The 14,783-nt window shown below is 42.8% G+C and carries 14 protein-coding genes and 5 riboswitches; of the genes, 1 reads left to right on the plus strand and 13 read right to left on the minus strand.

What is annotated here, in order from left to right; genetic code table 11:
• Positions 1 to 801: 801 nt before the first annotated feature.
• On the plus strand, positions 802 to 2,127 hold the full coding sequence (locus tag FS666_RS03910) for a hypothetical protein (protein WP_144462127.1): 1,326 nt from the start codon (positions 802 to 804) through the stop codon (positions 2,125 to 2,127).
• A gap of 66 nt (positions 2,128 to 2,193) precedes the next feature.
• Here the strand turns inward: FS666_RS03910 and FS666_RS03915 are convergent, their stop codons facing one another.
• The 13 genes from FS666_RS03915 to FS666_RS03975 all read right to left on the minus strand — a co-directional run bounded on the left by FS666_RS03915 (position 2,194) and on the right by FS666_RS03975 (position 14,509).
• Positions 2,194 to 2,655: a RidA family protein gene (locus FS666_RS03915; RefSeq protein WP_144462126.1), complete on the minus strand. Its 462-nt coding sequence runs from the start codon at positions 2,653 to 2,655 to the stop codon at positions 2,194 to 2,196.
• A gap of 245 nt (positions 2,656 to 2,900) precedes the next feature.
• Positions 2,901 to 4,361 carry a 4-hydroxyphenylacetate 3-hydroxylase family protein gene (locus FS666_RS03920; protein ID WP_144462124.1) on the minus strand — a complete coding sequence of 487 codons (1,461 nt, stop codon included), beginning with the start codon at positions 4,359 to 4,361 and terminating at the stop codon, positions 2,901 to 2,903.
• A 44-nt stretch (positions 4,362 to 4,405) separates the two neighbouring features.
• Positions 4,406 to 4,924, minus strand: a complete 519-nt coding sequence (locus FS666_RS03925) for a flavin reductase family protein (RefSeq protein ID WP_144462122.1) — start codon at positions 4,922 to 4,924, stop codon at positions 4,406 to 4,408.
• A 757-nt stretch (positions 4,925 to 5,681) separates the two neighbouring features.
• Positions 5,682 to 6,851: an MFS transporter gene (locus FS666_RS03930; protein WP_144462120.1), complete on the minus strand. Its 1,170-nt coding sequence runs from the start codon at positions 6,849 to 6,851 to the stop codon at positions 5,682 to 5,684.
• A gap of 88 nt (positions 6,852 to 6,939) precedes the next feature.
• Positions 6,940 to 7,038: riboswitch (purine riboswitch) on the minus strand.
• A 58-nt stretch (positions 7,039 to 7,096) separates the two neighbouring features.
• Positions 7,097 to 7,504, minus strand: a complete 408-nt coding sequence (locus tag FS666_RS03935) for a type II toxin-antitoxin system VapC family toxin (protein ID WP_144462118.1) — start codon at positions 7,502 to 7,504, stop codon at positions 7,097 to 7,099.
• The gene (locus tag FS666_RS03940) at positions 7,501 to 7,767 is read right to left on the minus strand and encodes a ribbon-helix-helix domain-containing protein (RefSeq protein ID WP_144462116.1); all 267 of its coding nucleotides are present in this window, start codon (positions 7,765 to 7,767) and stop codon (positions 7,501 to 7,503) included. The genes FS666_RS03935 and FS666_RS03940 overlap by 4 nt, the downstream gene beginning before the upstream one ends.
• Positions 7,768 to 7,933: 166 nt before the next feature.
• Complete coding sequence (locus tag FS666_RS03945; protein ID WP_186306451.1) at positions 7,934 to 8,710, minus strand: polysaccharide deacetylase family protein; 777 nt, start codon at positions 8,708 to 8,710, stop codon at positions 7,934 to 7,936.
• Positions 8,711 to 8,866: 156 nt separating this feature from the next.
• Complete coding sequence (purU, locus tag FS666_RS03950) at positions 8,867 to 9,736, minus strand: formyltetrahydrofolate deformylase (protein ID WP_144462112.1); 870 nt, start codon at positions 9,734 to 9,736, stop codon at positions 8,867 to 8,869.
• A 265-nt stretch (positions 9,737 to 10,001) separates the two neighbouring features.
• Entirely contained in the window at positions 10,002 to 10,307 is a 306-nt protein-coding gene (locus tag FS666_RS03955) for a HesB/IscA family protein (RefSeq protein ID WP_144462110.1), read from the minus strand.
• 292 nt (positions 10,308 to 10,599) lie between these two features.
• Positions 10,600 to 10,695: riboswitch (glycine riboswitch) on the minus strand.
• Positions 10,696 to 10,798: riboswitch (glycine riboswitch) on the minus strand. It abuts the riboswitch before it with no gap.
• 25 nt (positions 10,799 to 10,823) lie between these two features.
• Entirely contained in the window at positions 10,824 to 11,717 is an 894-nt protein-coding gene (gene sdaAA / locus FS666_RS03960; RefSeq protein WP_186306452.1) for an L-serine ammonia-lyase, iron-sulfur-dependent, subunit alpha, read from the minus strand.
• A gap of 5 nt (positions 11,718 to 11,722) precedes the next feature.
• Positions 11,723 to 12,217 (minus strand): serine dehydratase beta chain, encoded by a 495-nt coding sequence (locus tag FS666_RS03965; protein WP_144462104.1) that lies wholly within the window; start codon positions 12,215 to 12,217, stop codon positions 11,723 to 11,725.
• A gap of 17 nt (positions 12,218 to 12,234) precedes the next feature.
• Positions 12,235 to 13,485 carry a serine hydroxymethyltransferase gene (gene glyA / locus FS666_RS03970; protein WP_144462102.1) on the minus strand — a complete coding sequence of 417 codons (1,251 nt, stop codon included), beginning with the start codon at positions 13,483 to 13,485 and terminating at the stop codon, positions 12,235 to 12,237.
• Between the two features lie 91 nt (positions 13,486 to 13,576).
• Positions 13,577 to 13,655, minus strand: a riboswitch (glycine riboswitch).
• Positions 13,656 to 13,658: 3 nt separating this feature from the next.
• Positions 13,659 to 13,763, minus strand: a riboswitch (glycine riboswitch).
• Between the two features lie 77 nt (positions 13,764 to 13,840).
• Positions 13,841 to 14,509, minus strand: coding sequence for a hypothetical protein (locus tag FS666_RS03975; RefSeq protein WP_144462100.1), 669 nt, complete (start codon positions 14,507 to 14,509; stop codon positions 13,841 to 13,843).
• Positions 14,510 to 14,783 lie beyond the last annotated feature (274 nt).

Genomic DNA, 14,783 nt, shown 5'->3' on the forward strand with positions numbered 1-14,783 from the left:
TATGACTTTAAAGTGTATCAGAATGATTGTCAAGATATTTTATGAAATTCATCTTTGCAATTGCCCAACGTTGTTATTAACATCCGGCAACTTTACACACCAATATTTCTGATGATCAAAAATCTCGATTGGCGATCCTAGCCAGACAAGATTCATTTGGTTCTGTCCCCCTTGTATATTTTTCGCAAACGTCCTCTGTAAACCTGAGCTTCTTCTCCAACCACTTTTTCCACCTCCGACTTAGTCAAACACATTAAGATCCTTCGGGTATTTCTGTCATTACTTTCAACCATGTACTACTTCATTTGACGTTAAGATGTTAAGCGAATATGGGCACATGTAGAGGTAATCCAATATACAGGGGGCCTTCTATCCTTCATTTTTTTCCCTATACATACCACTTAAGCATGTGAAACAAATGGCTGATCTTTTTCCTCTAAAGTGCTTTTCATAAAACATCATTCTGCCATATCACTTGCATATATACCTTTTCGAGGGGGAGAAAGGTAAACAGTGTTTATGGGCAAAGAACAGCAACGAACTTAGTACTTCCAATCCTGATACATTAACTTTTATACAAAAAGCTGATAATATTATGGAGTAGGAAAAGATTTGAAAACTTTATCGGTATATTAACCAAAAATTTCAATCTAAACTATATATATATAACTAAAAAAAATAGCAGCAATGGATTTGTGTTTACTATATGAATGAAATCACATACATATAAATTTATATATAAACAATCGGTTGTAGATGATTGTTGTCCTTGCTACATAAAATCCTCGGGTGGTGCATTGAATGAAAGCAAGAGCAGGTGTTGTCGGTCCAAGAGATATGGTTAAAACAATATGTGAGATTGCAGAAGAATATGAAGAACAGTTAACGACAGTTCCCTTTGAATATATGCATGCTGAGGAAGCGACAGAGATTGTTAGAAAAAACCAGCAGGATGTTGATTTTTGGATTTTTGCAGGACCTGCCTTACATGCCTTTGTAAGCAAAAGCGGTTCTCGGCAGCCTTTCTTTTATTTGAAATTAGATGGATCAAGTTTGCAAAAAACCTTATTAGAAATAGGCTATAAAGACCATTTGAGCCTTAGTAGGATGAGTATTGATTTACTGAAGGAACGGGACGTGTATGAGACTTACCGTGAACTGGACATTCCTTACAGCGATATTTATTTTCATGAATTGGAGTATGATACACCACTGGATAAACTATTGACGTTCCATCAAGAGCTTTATACCAGTGGAAAAGTGGATGTTTGTGTCACCGGTCTTCATTTCGTCTATGAACAGCTTAAATTGCAGGGAATACCCGTATACAAAGTAACTCCAACCCGTGTGAATATACGGGAAACTCTGTTATCCGCCATAGAAAAATGGACCACACATCAATTTAGAAAGTCACAAATAGCGGTTCTGCTCATTGAAGTAGACAAAATTAAACAAAGGACGAATAGCAGCGCCACTATATCATATGATGCCCATCGAATAAATTTAGAATTGCAAACGGCCGTCTTAGATTATGCCGAATCCATATCTGGTTCATTTGTTAACCTAGGGCTTGGATCATTTATTATTTTTTCTACCAGGGGGTTTTCAAAGGATACCGGGCAACACGTCCAATATCTTCTTGAAAGTATGGCTTTGGTCACTGATTTGCCAGCAAATATCGGGGTGGGTTATGGTGATACGGCGCTCAAAGCTGAAGAAAACGCTCGAGTCGCTTTGCACCATGCACAAAACTTCGAACCATTTTGTGCTTTTCTCGTTGATGACAGAGACAACATCACAGGACCACTAAAACAAGAAGAAAACATTTCGTTCAGTTATCGTACTGAAGATAGAGAAATTAGTGATAGACTTAAAGAGAGCGGGGTAACCATTACAACGTTCAATAAAATTTTGGCCGTTCAAAAAAGAACTAGTAACCATTCTGTTACAACAAACCTTCTGGCGGATTGGCTTAAAATGACTCCACGGAATGCTAGGCGGATTCTTACAGGTCTAGTTGAACAAGGCCTGGCACAGGTAATCGGAGAAGAAGCCCCCTCTTCAAAAGGGAGGCCTAGAAAGATATACAGAGTGATGGTCGATACAAATAGTGATAATAACAAATAGTGGTAATAACGAAAAGCAGCAGAAAAGCGGAGCATTCTCCTACTTTCTGCTGCCCGGTTAAACTTTTTATGCTTCAGGGTCGCTGATAATTGCTTCAACATCAATTTCGACAAGCATTTCAGGAAGCGCCAGGCCGTTAACAACCAAGCCGGTGCTCACGGGGTACACCCCTTTGAAGTGTTTTGCAATTACAGCATATACTTCATTCCGGTAAGAGCGGTCTGTCACGTATGTAGTTATTTTACATACATCTTCCATTCTTCCTCCAGCTTCTTCCAACAGCTGTTTAACGCAACGAAGGGCGTTTTCCATCTGTTCAGCCGGATCATTTAATCCGTGGAACTTTCCGTCAAGATCAAACCCTGTCTGTCCCCTTAAGAAAATACGATTACCCGCGCGTACTGCCATGCTAAATTCATTTACTACGTGATGTTCCTTTTCTCCAAACTCTGATGGATAAAAATTATCTGTTTTGAATTTGCGGAACCTCTCTATTTTAACCCCCGTTTTCTCTTTTTGTGTAGACATCAAGCTCTCTCTCCTTTTTATAAGTTCCAGATTTTTTAATATAGAAGCAAACCGAACATCCAGCCGAACAATTGCACGGCTTTTGACACCGGCTCCTTCTCAAGATAACCTGCAGTTTTATTTCTGGACAGCCCACTGTGTGTAAAACCTTTGCAAATGCGTCTATGGGCATTGTCCCGATATGAAAGTTCAACATTACCTACCCTTGAAATTTTGAAAGATACTTAAGAATCTATTAACAGTAATTAAACGGAAACTGATTGTTTTAAATTAATATTGGCTGCTTTTTTGACCAATTCACGCTGTGGATCCAAGTCAAAGTTATTGAACACTGCAGCCTGCTGCGCGAACGGCGGACTTTGGGCAAATAGTTCGAATGTTGTGTTGTGACCGGCAAGAGAAGAATTCAAGAGGTCTCTTGCGAAATAAAGCAGTTTCCCTCTATCTTCCGGACTCCACTCACCTACCGAATAGTATTTGTCAATATATTCCTTAATAGCAGGATCAGACATGGTTGCGGTGTCGGGAGTTACTGCCAATTGTCCGCCTACAAGCTCTCTTGTCAAGTGAGCCATTGCCGGGAAGTTGGATAGGGCGAAAACGCGTCCTGTATAAAGCAGAGATTGGTTAGGCATAGTCAGACCACCAGGGCTTTCCTCCGCGTTGGCAACAGCTGCAGTTAAATGAGCATTGATTCCTTCTCTGTAGTTGATGAGCTGAGAGATTTTTTCCTGTACAGCCTGAAGGCGTGTAAGACCAGTCTGATCAGCATTCAAAACTGCGGCACCCAAAAGGTAATCAGCACGGCGAAGCATTCTAAGCACATAGTTAAATGCTGAATAACGGTGTACCGTTGAACGAATATAAGCAGCTGATTGAAGGGAACGATGGAACAAGACGTTTTCCCAAGGGATCAATACATTGTCAAAGATGAGCAGAGTATCAATCTCTTCAAATTTTGTGGAAATTGGATAATCTTCTTCCTTGCGCCCCTGTCCCAAAGATGTACGGCAGATATGCTTCAGACCCGGTGATCCCATATCACAAATGAATCCGCAGGCAAACGGAGCCATTGTTTCTTCTCCCGCGGCCCAGTCAAGAATCGTCGGTTTGACGAACGCCTGGTGTGCATACGCGGCAGCGGTTTCAAATTTCGCTCCGTTTACAACGATCCCTTTGTCATTTTCCTCAACTACATGGAGTAATGTTCCGCCGTCTTTACCGCTGAACAATTTGCTTCTATCTCCTTTTGGGTCAGTATTTGCCGACACATGGAACAGATCTTCCCTTGCTACACGATCAATGTGGTATTTAATGTTGTCCGCATAAATCGGATTGATTTCGTTCAATTTATCTTGTGCGTCATATAAAGACCACATTTCTCCGATCGTTTCGTCTCCCACACGGTAAACTACTCCGCCCAAGTCGTCGAGAACAGTTTCCACATGGTTCCTGATCGCCGTTAAGTCTTCTTTTGACTTCGGCGGATTATATGCCCGGGAGATCACTTCTCCGTCTGGTAGAGTCGCAGTCAACGTTTCTCTATATCTGTCCTCATGGGGCATATCGTACATTCTGGCTTTCACGTCAACAATCGGCTTGAATGCCGGGTGCTCTGCCACATTTTTTACACGCTCCCCGTCTATATAGACCTCTCTTCCGTCATTTAATGATTCTTTATATTGCTTACCTGTCATTAATGCCATACTATTTCCTCCTTTTTATATTGTGAAATGGTAGATTGTCAGGCCTATTCATATTGATTGAATTGGCCAAACCTACCTCTGTAATACACTAATGGGCTTCCTTCATTCTTTGTAGCAGATTGTACCTCTGCCATGAATACCGAGTGGGTACCCCCTATGACCTCTTCAACCACTTTGCATTCTATACTTACAAGAGCATCTTGCAGGACTGGATCTCCCGATGCACTGTATGTCAAGTGGACATCCTTAAATTTTTCCGTGTTTGCTTTGGCGAACTGTATAGCCAGCGCTCCCTGGTCTTCTTTAAGAATGTTTACTATGAATGTCTTTTTCTCAGAAATTGCGTGAGCTGTTCCTGTTTGTCTGTTTGCACACACGAGCAGCATCGGCGGTTCAAGTGATACGGAAGTGACAGCGCTGGCCGTAATTCCGTAATCGACGCCATCTTTGTTTGTTGTGATGATTGAGACTCCGCTTGTATAGTGGCCGATGACATCTCTGTATTCTTCAGATGTGATTGCAGGTAAAGCGTTCTCAAATATTTTAGCTGTGTCTACACTCATATTTGTTTCCTCCTCTTAAAGTAATTATATTGAGCACTTCACTTTAGGAATTGTTCCCTAAATATTCCTTAAAAGGTATTTTACAGAGATTCAAAGATGATGTCAATAAAAATTCTCGAAAAATTCTAATCTGTTTTTAAATATATTTTTTTCTATTTGATAGCTATTCGAGCCATGTTTGAAAAATAGAGTATAGTTTTTAGCAACTGCTTCATTTGTTGAACCGAGGGAAGATCTTTAACGACATGCTGTTTTAGCAGATCAATATACAGTCTCTGCAAATCAATTTCATCTTGATGAAATTCTATAATCCAGCAACTTAAGCCCAGAAATTCTTCGCGCTTTTCGAGTTGACAATGACTGAGTCTATTGGTTGTTCTTCTTCACTTCTTGAATCCCAAAACGCCAAAATTTTCCATATGCAATTAAAAAAGCTTGTAGGCAGAATCATCCGGAAGGAAGATTCTGCCTACAGGCTAGTTTATAGACATTCTTTGTTAATCTAATTCAGATGGGCGACACTAGAAAATTCTAATTTGATCGCCCCCTCTGCATCGGCTTATTATTATTGCTGTCCGTATTATTTGCGAAGGGTGCCTTAAGTAGAGCAAAAGCAAAGGAAAGAGTGATTTTATAAAGGCAGTAGCATGGCCGTCCTCCATTCAAAATTACTACTATAATAAAATCCTCTTACACTTAGGCCTAAACATCTTCCCATAGCAACCTATGCAGATCAAATCAAAGGCTGACTTCTGTTTCATTTTAATGTTCCCGCCTGCTTGACCCTGTACGGGCTGGTCAACGAAATAATACCGCATATCAATGCAACCACAACAACTCCTGCACCTACATGCGCTATGCTTACAACTGAGCGTGTGTGCTCCAGTGCGACTCCACCAATGGCAGATCCCAACGAAATGCCAACCTGCAGCGCCGAGTTGTTAATGCTTTGCTGGATATCCGAAGAAGCAGGGTCAATCTGGATGATGTAGTTCTGTTGGGGAGGAGCCAGGCTCCAACTAAGCGCTCCCCAAAGCATCATCGCCACAAGAAATACCGGAAAGGAAAACGTTGAGTATGGGAGGACAAATAGTACAACGGCAAAAGAGCTGATGACCAATAAAATACTTTTCCGGGAACCGATCCGGTCGGCTAGCGTTCCTCCCAGCGCCCCGCCGAATACGGCCGAAAGGCCGAACAGGAAGTAGCAAATGCTAATCCAATATTGATTCAAATTTAATGTGGTTTTCAGAAAAGGTGTGAAATAGGCATAAAGTGTATAATGCCCGGCCAGCGTGAACATGGTTGCCAGATGTGCACTGGCAATTTTTATGCTGCCCAGCGATTTGATCTGTACAGATAAGGGCTCCACCCTTTCACTCGGGATTTTTTCCAGAAACAGATAGATTAATATAAAGGATAAAACGGAAAGCATGGCAATACCCAAAAATACAGCCCGCCATCCAAAATGGTCAGCAACCAGAATGCCGATAGGCACTCCCAATACAAGGGATGAGCTGATTCCCATATAGACGAATCCCAAAGCTTTCGCCCTGTGGGCCGGTTCCACAATCTTTGCCGCAATCGTCAAAGAGAGAACGACAATCAAGGCGGTGCTCATGGCTGTAATGACCCTTGCGATCATCACCAATAAAAAACCGGGACTGAAATAAGTCATTAAATTTCCGAGAAAAAAAATAGCCAGTGCCAAAAGGTACAACCGTTTTCGTTCAATTTTGGCCGTCAAAGTTAAAAGTACGGGACCTGAAATGGCATAAACAAGCGCAAACACAGTGATCAACTGCCCGGCAGTGCCGAGACTGACACCCAGGTCCTCAGCGATCTCAGGTAAAATACCGCCCACAGTCAATTCAACCAATCCTACTGCTATTGTAGAGGCAGCGAGTATAAAAACTTTCAAATTCAAAAAAAGCTCCCCCTCTCCTTTTCCCGCTGCAATACAAAATCTCTATCGGAACCATCTGCCTAAACTTTTAAAATATAAAAAACCCCTGCCACAAAAATAGGAATTTTGTAGTCAGGAGTTATGGTTCCTGGTAGAGACCCTCAAACCAGATTATTGAGGTTATACATACTTTGCGGTTATAAAATTTTTCCGTTTATACTTTATCATATCTGTTCACTTTTTTTCAAGTATGTGGTTTCCTCCTTCTAAGGAACGACCTCAAAATCCAAGATATAAAAATGGCGATCAAATCCAAAAATTTTTTGTATTTGTTCCATTTTCATAATCGCTATGCTGGCAGCATCAACATAAGATAATTTCTGGTCAGGAAAATCTTTCAGTAACTGTTCTGCCAGTTCCAGCGTTTCGTGGTCAGCCAAGATTACCTCTATGGTCCTGTTACCTTGAGAGCTTCCAATTATCTCCAAAAATCGTTTGGCATAGGAAAAACCCTCACGATATCTCAACCAAGTATATGTCTCGGCAATAACAAAGCTGGAAGTAACCCGCTTCACTGAAGGCTCAATGATTTTAAAGAAATTTCTGGCACGTTCATGAAATTGATCTTTTTCCTCTATTAAGGATCCAAGCCCCAGTATCGATAAATAATTTATCTTACTTCATGGGTGTCCTCGTTATTTAAATAAATATCTTGATCATGGGCTGTAGAGCCGTTATCAATTCCGTCTTTTACCATACCAATTAGTTCTAAAATTGGATCAGCCAATTCCTTGTTGTTTTCCGTCAGATAATGATTTATAGCATCCCTGATAATTTGTGCTTCTGTCTTGTTTTGCCGGGCGGATAATAATTTGATTTGTTCGTTCTGTTCAGGCTCTAAATAGATTTGTTTTCTAATCTTTATTTCGCCTTTCATTTCAACCACCTCATATACATTATGTAACAACAAGGTGATGTATACAAACAACCATACACTTGCTTTTTCGCTTTTCGCCCCGCTGTTTAAGTAAAAACGATCGTCTTACTCCTATGGACGATTTGATTCCCATCGTAAAAAGGAGGTTTCCCGTTGTGGCAAGATGTTATGGATTGACCATATTCTTAAAGGCAGTTAGTGATGTGCTGTAATTTACACGTATACGCTTCAGTTCATACGGGGAATCGGTCGTATTCGCAATGCCTGGTGTGGTCGTAACAGCGTATTGATAGTATTTTCTTGTTTCCTCAATCACTTTATCATTATAATCTCCATACGGATAAGCAAGCGTTGAAACGTTTCGTCCTGTTATTTTTTCCAATTTTATTTTTATATCCCGTAATTCTTTTGTGCAATTTACGGTCTCGGTTAGTCTTGGATGCGTCTCCGTATGGGATTGGACGCTTATGATGCCGGAATCACTGATTTCTTTTAATTCATTAACAGAAAGCCCTGATTGGCTGTTTATTTTTTTGCCGATCATAAAAATGGTGGCCCTCGGTTTGAAGGAAGCATCACTGATTTTCTTTAAGATGTGATAAGCATTCATGTTATTTTTATAGCCATCATCCAGTGTAATAATGATCGGCTTTTTGATATTTCCAATATGCGGCAGGTCTTCGAATGTAATCAGTGTAAATCCGGCGGATTTTAAATAAAGCAGCTGTTTCTCAAAATTTTCCGGTGTGACATACAATTCTTTCATGCCATTTCCTTTGTATTCATCGATCGCATGGTACATCAATATGGGAACACGATATCCATCTTTTGATGATGATGCCCCTGTCTCAACAGCTGATGCGATCTTTAACTGAACCATCCCTGTTAAAAACAAAATGATGAATGCACATACACTTTTCCTAAGTAATGAATGCTTTAACAATTTGATAGCCTCCCAAATCATCCTGTTCTTCAGTCAGGCCTATTGTGCCCTTAATGATTTTGGCTATCACGTCTTTGTTTATGTTTTTTCCTATTTGAATTTTTGCATAGGATGATGATCCAATCGGCAAATGTGTTTTCGTGAGCTGCAGGCAGTTTAAGTAAAAATGATCGTCTTATTCCCATGCACAATCACTTTATTTTCCACATGCCAGGCGACAGCATGGGCAAGGACCTGTTTTTCGACATGGCGGCCGGCAACTTTTAAATCTTCTGCTGTATAGCGGTGGGTAACCCGGATTACGTCCTGCTCGATGATCGGGCCCTCATCAAGATCATTTGTCACATAATGGGCGGTGGCGCCGATCAGTTTCACCCCGCGGTTAAATGCCCTTACATAAGGGTTCGCCCCTACAAATGCCGGCAAAAACGAATGGTGGATATTAATGATTCGATTCGGGAACTTAGAGATAAATTCAGGAGAAAGAATTTGCATATACCGCGCAAGGACAATGAAATCCACTTTTCCTTCCAGGAGTTCCAATGTCCGCTGTTCAGCCTCATCCTTTGTTTCCGCGCTTACCGGAATATGATAGTAAGGAATTCCTTCCCTTTCAACAATTTCCCTCAAATCATCGTGGTTGCTGATGACCATTGGTATGTCCGCGTCAATTTCACCTGACTTCACTCTCCAAATCAATTCCATCAGACAGGATTCCTGCTTGGTCACAAAAATGGCCATACGCTTTCTATCTCTTTTATTGTTTAACTGCCATTTCATCTTGTACTCTTCAGCGAGAGTTTGCATGTCTTCATGCAATTTGTCATAAGAGGCATCGAAATCGTTCAATTCAAATTCGATCCGCATAAAGACCATTCCTGCTTTCGGGTCTGTTGTATGCTGGTCAAATTGGACGATATTCGCCTGGTGCTCCAGCAAAAAATTGGACACTGTCGAAATAATTCCCGGTTTTTCCGGGCAGGAAATCAATAAGGTGGCCCTGTTTTTATTTTGTTCTGACTGCATAGCTATTCCTCCGTTTGTTTTTAATTAAATCCGGCCCGACTATGCATGGACCTTCATGCCGGCAGTCGCTAAAGCAGCCTCACCAAGGTTTTGGACAAAGTCGGATCCGGAAGTATAGTCTCGGCAATATCATTGCTGTTAAATCCCGCCCACAATGATAATCGATTTCGGCAGATCTGTCATTTGTAAAGCTTCAGATGACGTGATACATAGTTTCCATCCGGTGCAAGATCACGTCCCATCATTCCCTCTTATCTAATCTTTGTTATTCGATCTCAATCATACAGGCACCTGAGGAAAAACTTCCTCCAACGATAAAACCATTTTCCTCCGTGTAATCTATTTGCGTCTCCTCGTCCAGTTTGCGCAGGGTAAACCGGTCCATTCCGATTCGAATGCCTTTATACTCAATCACATGGTCATTTTTCCTCGGTTCATCCACAATGAACTTGAAAGACACCGACATCCCGCAGCCACCGGCAATTTCCGCATCAATCCGGGGGATTTGCCCTTCTTTTACGTCCAAATGTTCCAGCTTTTTCAAAGCTGCCTCCGTCAACGTAATATGCACTTTGATCCCTCCTCTTGGCTATTGTGTAAAACGAGATGACCGTACGAACGCAGTTTTCCGGGAAAACTTTTCAAAGACCGGTCATTAAGAAAAGCGCAAGGCGCCCGTCTATCGGCGACAAGCATAAGACGAGCGCTGAAGAAGGCGTAGTTTGCCTTCAGCAGCGATTGGCTTATGACCTCGAGCCGATGGCGCCTGAAGCTGGACACTACGTTAATCTTGTTTGAAGAGAAAATTCGGTAAAATTTTATGCTTTTTTAGCTTTCGAAAAAAGGACAGAAAAGGGCGGTTGTTCCCTTCTCTGTCCTTTTACCTGAGAGTTTAACCCCAATATTTTCCGGAGTTTTCCCCTTTGGCGGCGTCTTTCAGATCGCGCTCTCCAGAGTTGCGTCCGACTGTGGTTCTTCTGCCTGAGAGATTTGTTCCAAGGGGAATTTTTGGACCTTGCTCCTTCGGCGGCTTAGTTAAAAGCGCTCTCCCACAATCTTCACCCGCTATTTTTTTCCGTGAAGCCGCTCAGGCCCTCTTCAAACATGGTTTACCCAAAATTTTCTCCTTCATTTCTTCCCCGGTCGGCGTTGCCGCCAGTCCCCCCAGGGCGGTCTCTTTCAACGTACGGGGCATGCTTTTTCCGATATCGTACATCGCCCCAATGACTTCATCGAAGGGAATACGGCTCTCCAATCCGGCAAGGGCCATATCAGCGGAAGCAAATGCAATCGATGTACCGATCACATTCCGCTTGATGCAAGGCACTTCCACAAGCCCTGCCACCGGATCGCACACCAGCCCGAGAAGTGACTTGAGCGCCATCGCCCCTGCATTTGCCGCTTGTTCCGGGGTTCCCCCTCTCATTTCCACAATGGCGGCTGATGCCATGGCTGTCGCGGACCCCACCTCAGCCTGGCATCCTCCGGCGGCTCCGGAAATAAACGCACGGTTGGCAATCACATAGCCCATGGCGCTGGCCGTAAACAGTCCCATTACAAGCTGGTCAAAAGGAATATCGGTATTTTCCTTCAAGGCAAAGATACAGCCTGGAAGGACTCCGGCCGAACCAGCGGTAGGCGTAGCGACAATGACGCCCATCCGTGCATTCGTTTCAGAGGTGGCAAATGCATACTTCATTGCATCAACCATTAGGCTTCCTGTCATGTAATTCCCTTTTTCTTTATACTTTTGCATCAAGTACGCATCGCCGCCTGAAATGCCGCTCGGAGCAGGCGATGGATCTGCAATCCCGGATTCAACAGCTTCTTTCATTTTGAGGAGGCGTTCTTTCATCATGCCGAAAATCTCATCACTGCTTTTTCCTGTCTTCTGTCTTTCAGTCTCTATCATCAGCTCGGCAATCGTCATTTCTTTTTCTTGGCAAAGCTGAAGCAATTCCTCAATAGTATGAAAATCCATCCCTATCATCTCCGATCCTGAAGATACCTCTGTCTTATGGAGCCAATATCAATCTTGGAATTTAATAATATATCCGCCGGCTGTCCATTAATCAGGAAAATTTTCGAGACCCCTCCGCCAAGGGAAACGCCTCCAATTTCAGTTTGCTTGAACCTGTTTTCCATATTGACCAAAAGGGTGTTCGGATGTTCATAATACGGGCAGCTCTCTTCCAACTGGAAGGAAACATTCATTTTTTCCTGCTGCGCGAGTTCAAAAGCATGCCTGATTCCGGGATTATCTGTTCCAAGCCCCAGCAAGCCGCCTAGGACAGCCTTATCCGTTCCGTGGCCCTGATATGTTTCTGCAAAAGAATCGAAAAAAGTAATCTTTACAGACTCCGGGACTCCGCCAAAGAGATCGTGCCCAAACTTTCCGATCGATACAACCCCCGCTGTATGGGAGCTGGACGGCCCGACCATAATGGGTCCGATAATATCGAAGCAACTGTTAAAAACCATCTAAAACGCCTCCATATCTATCTGACCAACATTTTTTGGTAAAGAGGATGCGAATCACATAACTGCCTGATGCTTTCCTGCACTTTCCCTCTGACCGCGGGATCACCTTTGCTTTTTAAAATGTCGGCCATATTGGCAGCAATGACGTCCATGTCGCTTTCTTTCATTCCACGGGAAGTAAGGGCAGCTGTTCCAATGCGGATGCCGCTTGTGACAAACGGGCTTTCCGGGTCATACGGGATTGTATTTTTATTGACGGTCATGCCTGCTTCTTCCAATAACTGCTCTGCTTCCTTTCCAGTCAGCCCCCATGGCCTGACATCCACCAAAACCAGGTGGTTATCCGTTCCGCCGGAAACGATGGCGGCCCCCGCTTTTTTCAAAGATTCCGCAAGTTGGGATGCATTGCTCACCACTTGGGATGCATACGTTGTAAAACTCGGATCAAGAGCCTCCTTGAATGCCACAGCCTTCGCCGCAATCACATGCATGAGCGGCCCTCCTTGAATGCCGGGGAAGATGGCTTTATTGACTCCTTTGGCAATTTCTTCGTTATTGGTTAAAATAATGCCTCCCCGCGGCCCACGCAGCGTTTTATGGGTCGTACTTGTCACAACATCCGCATAAGGGACAGGAGAAGGGTGGAGCCCCGCAGCGACAAGGCCTGCGATATGTGCCATATCAACTAGAAAATAGGCACCGATTTTATCTGCAATTTCTCTGAATCTGGCAAAGCTGATGATTCTCGGATAAGCGCTTGCCCCGGCAATGATCAGCTTTGGACGCTCCTGCAGGGCGATTTTTTCCACTTCATCATAATCGATCAAATGTGTATCTTCTCTCACTCCATAGGAAACCACTTCAAACCATTTCCCCGACATGTTGACCGGGCTGCCATGTGTCAAATGGCCGCCGTGAGATAAATTCATGCCCATGATCTTATCGCCAGGTTTAAGCAATGAGAAAAAGACAGCCGTATTTGCCTGGGCTCCTGAGTGAGGCTGAACGTTCGCATATTCGGCACCGAACAGCGCTTTCAAACGATCAATGGCCAAGTTTTCCACAACATCCACATGCTCGCATCCGCCATAATAGCGTCTTCCGGGATATCCTTCGGCATATTTGTTCGTTAAAACAGAGCCCATGGCCTCCATCACATCTTCACTGACAAAGTTTTCAGAAGCGATCAGCTCAAGTGACTGATCCTGTCTTTTCCGTTCTTCCTCAATAGCTTGAAAAATCTCAATGTCCGCGTTTGCCAAACTCATTGGTATTTCCTCCTTTTTTTCCTATCCAGCCCCCTGTCTTTTAAAAAACAGCAAAAAAGGACAGGGGAAAGATAGATATTCATCTACCTTCCTCTGTCCTGTTACCTGAGAGTTTAACTTCCATAAAGAAGTATTCCCCTTGGGTGGCCTCAAAAAGGCTCTCTCCAGAGACGCGTCCAAACGCGGTGCATTTACCTGAGAGATTGGATCCCATGGTTTTTTTGGGACTTGCTCCTTCGGTGCTAAACAAATAGTTTAGTCTCTCCCGCGATTGTCATTCGCAAAATTTTCACTTTTTATAAATATAACTTATTGTTGAAAATTTGTCAAACGATTCTGATGAAGAAAAGTGGTTCTATTCCGCTTCAAAATCAGTATCGGTTTCATTGGCGACTACAAACTCCAACCAATGTGAACTTTCGTCATTCACTAAGTACTTCAGTCCATCCCGGGCAGTTTGGGAAACAGTGTCATCCCCATCGCCATCAGGATTTGTCAGATTCAGATCTTTCATTAATCCATCTATATCTTCTTTCGTCAATTCCGGATTTGAGGATTCCATTATAGCTCTGATCAAATCGAATGCAGTTTGGCGAGTAGAATCGCCTCCCTTTACTTCCAGCAGAACAGCCTTCAATTCCTCATTACCCGTTTTGGCCATTGCTGTAACTACGTAATCTTCACTGAAGTCGAATCCCGCAGTGCTAAGACCTTTATCCCGATCGCGCCAGCTATAATCACCCATCTTGAAATCGACATCACCGCCGGAAGGAGCTTTTTCATTAAACCGGGCTTTAAACTCATCCATCGTCAAACCGATTTGTTCATCTTTCAACTCAACCTTCTCCGTTTGTTCCTCTTGCCCCTCAGCTTTTTTATCTTTATTGTCATCCATCTTTTTCTCACTATTCTCCGCTGCAGCCGGCGTTTCATTTGTATCCGTATCCGACTCGTTATTACCACATGCTGCAAGGCCTAAAACTACGAACAGGCTTAGCAGTAATACTGTCATTCTACTTTTCAATCAAACCCTCTCCAATCATTACATTTTCAACCTTCCCATCATACAAAAAGAGGATTTTAATTTCAATCATGAATTCCAAGAAATCAAAAAACAAGAATTTTATACTATGTCTTATTGCTTATATCCTGTTATGGAACTTGACTCTTGTAAAAAAACCTGTCATGTCGATTCCGAAAAATAAAAAAACACAAGGCTTCCTTAAAAAACTAAGGCCCTTGTGTTTTTCTGTTTAACCCTCGAGTTCAACAATCCTGACTAGGATAACACCCTGTAT

The organism is Siminovitchia fortis (assembly GCF_007681465.1).
GTDB lineage: Bacteria > Bacillota > Bacilli > Bacillales > Bacillaceae_C > Siminovitchia > Siminovitchia fortis.

What these genes read in the sequence shown, in the direction of transcription:
- FS666_RS03910 (WP_144462127.1), top strand. Translation starts at nt 802, where the DNA reads ATGAAAGCAAGAGCAGGTGTTGTCGGTCCAAGAGATATGGTTAAAACA.
- FS666_RS03915 (WP_144462126.1), bottom strand. Translation starts at nt 2,655, where the DNA reads ATGTCTACACAAAAAGAGAAAACGGGGGTTAAAATAGAGAGGTTCCGC.
- FS666_RS03920 (WP_144462124.1), bottom strand. Translation starts at nt 4,361, where the DNA reads ATGGCATTAATGACAGGTAAGCAATATAAAGAATCATTAAATGACGGA.
- FS666_RS03925 (WP_144462122.1), bottom strand. Translation starts at nt 4,924, where the DNA reads ATGAGTGTAGACACAGCTAAAATATTTGAGAACGCTTTACCTGCAATC.
- FS666_RS03940 (WP_144462116.1), bottom strand. Translation starts at nt 7,767, where the DNA reads ATGAAAGGCGAAATAAAGATTAGAAAACAAATCTATTTAGAGCCTGAA.
- purU (WP_144462112.1), bottom strand. Translation starts at nt 9,736, where the DNA reads ATGCAGTCAGAACAAAATAAAAACAGGGCCACCTTATTGATTTCCTGC.
- sdaAA (WP_186306452.1), bottom strand. Translation starts at nt 11,717, where the DNA reads ATGGATTTTCATACTATTGAGGAATTGCTTCAGCTTTGCCAAGAAAAA.
- FS666_RS03965 (WP_144462104.1), bottom strand. Translation starts at nt 12,217, where the DNA reads ATGGTTTTTAACAGTTGCTTCGATATTATCGGACCCATTATGGTCGGG.
- glyA (WP_144462102.1), bottom strand. Translation starts at nt 13,485, where the DNA reads ATGAGTTTGGCAAACGCGGACATTGAGATTTTTCAAGCTATTGAGGAA.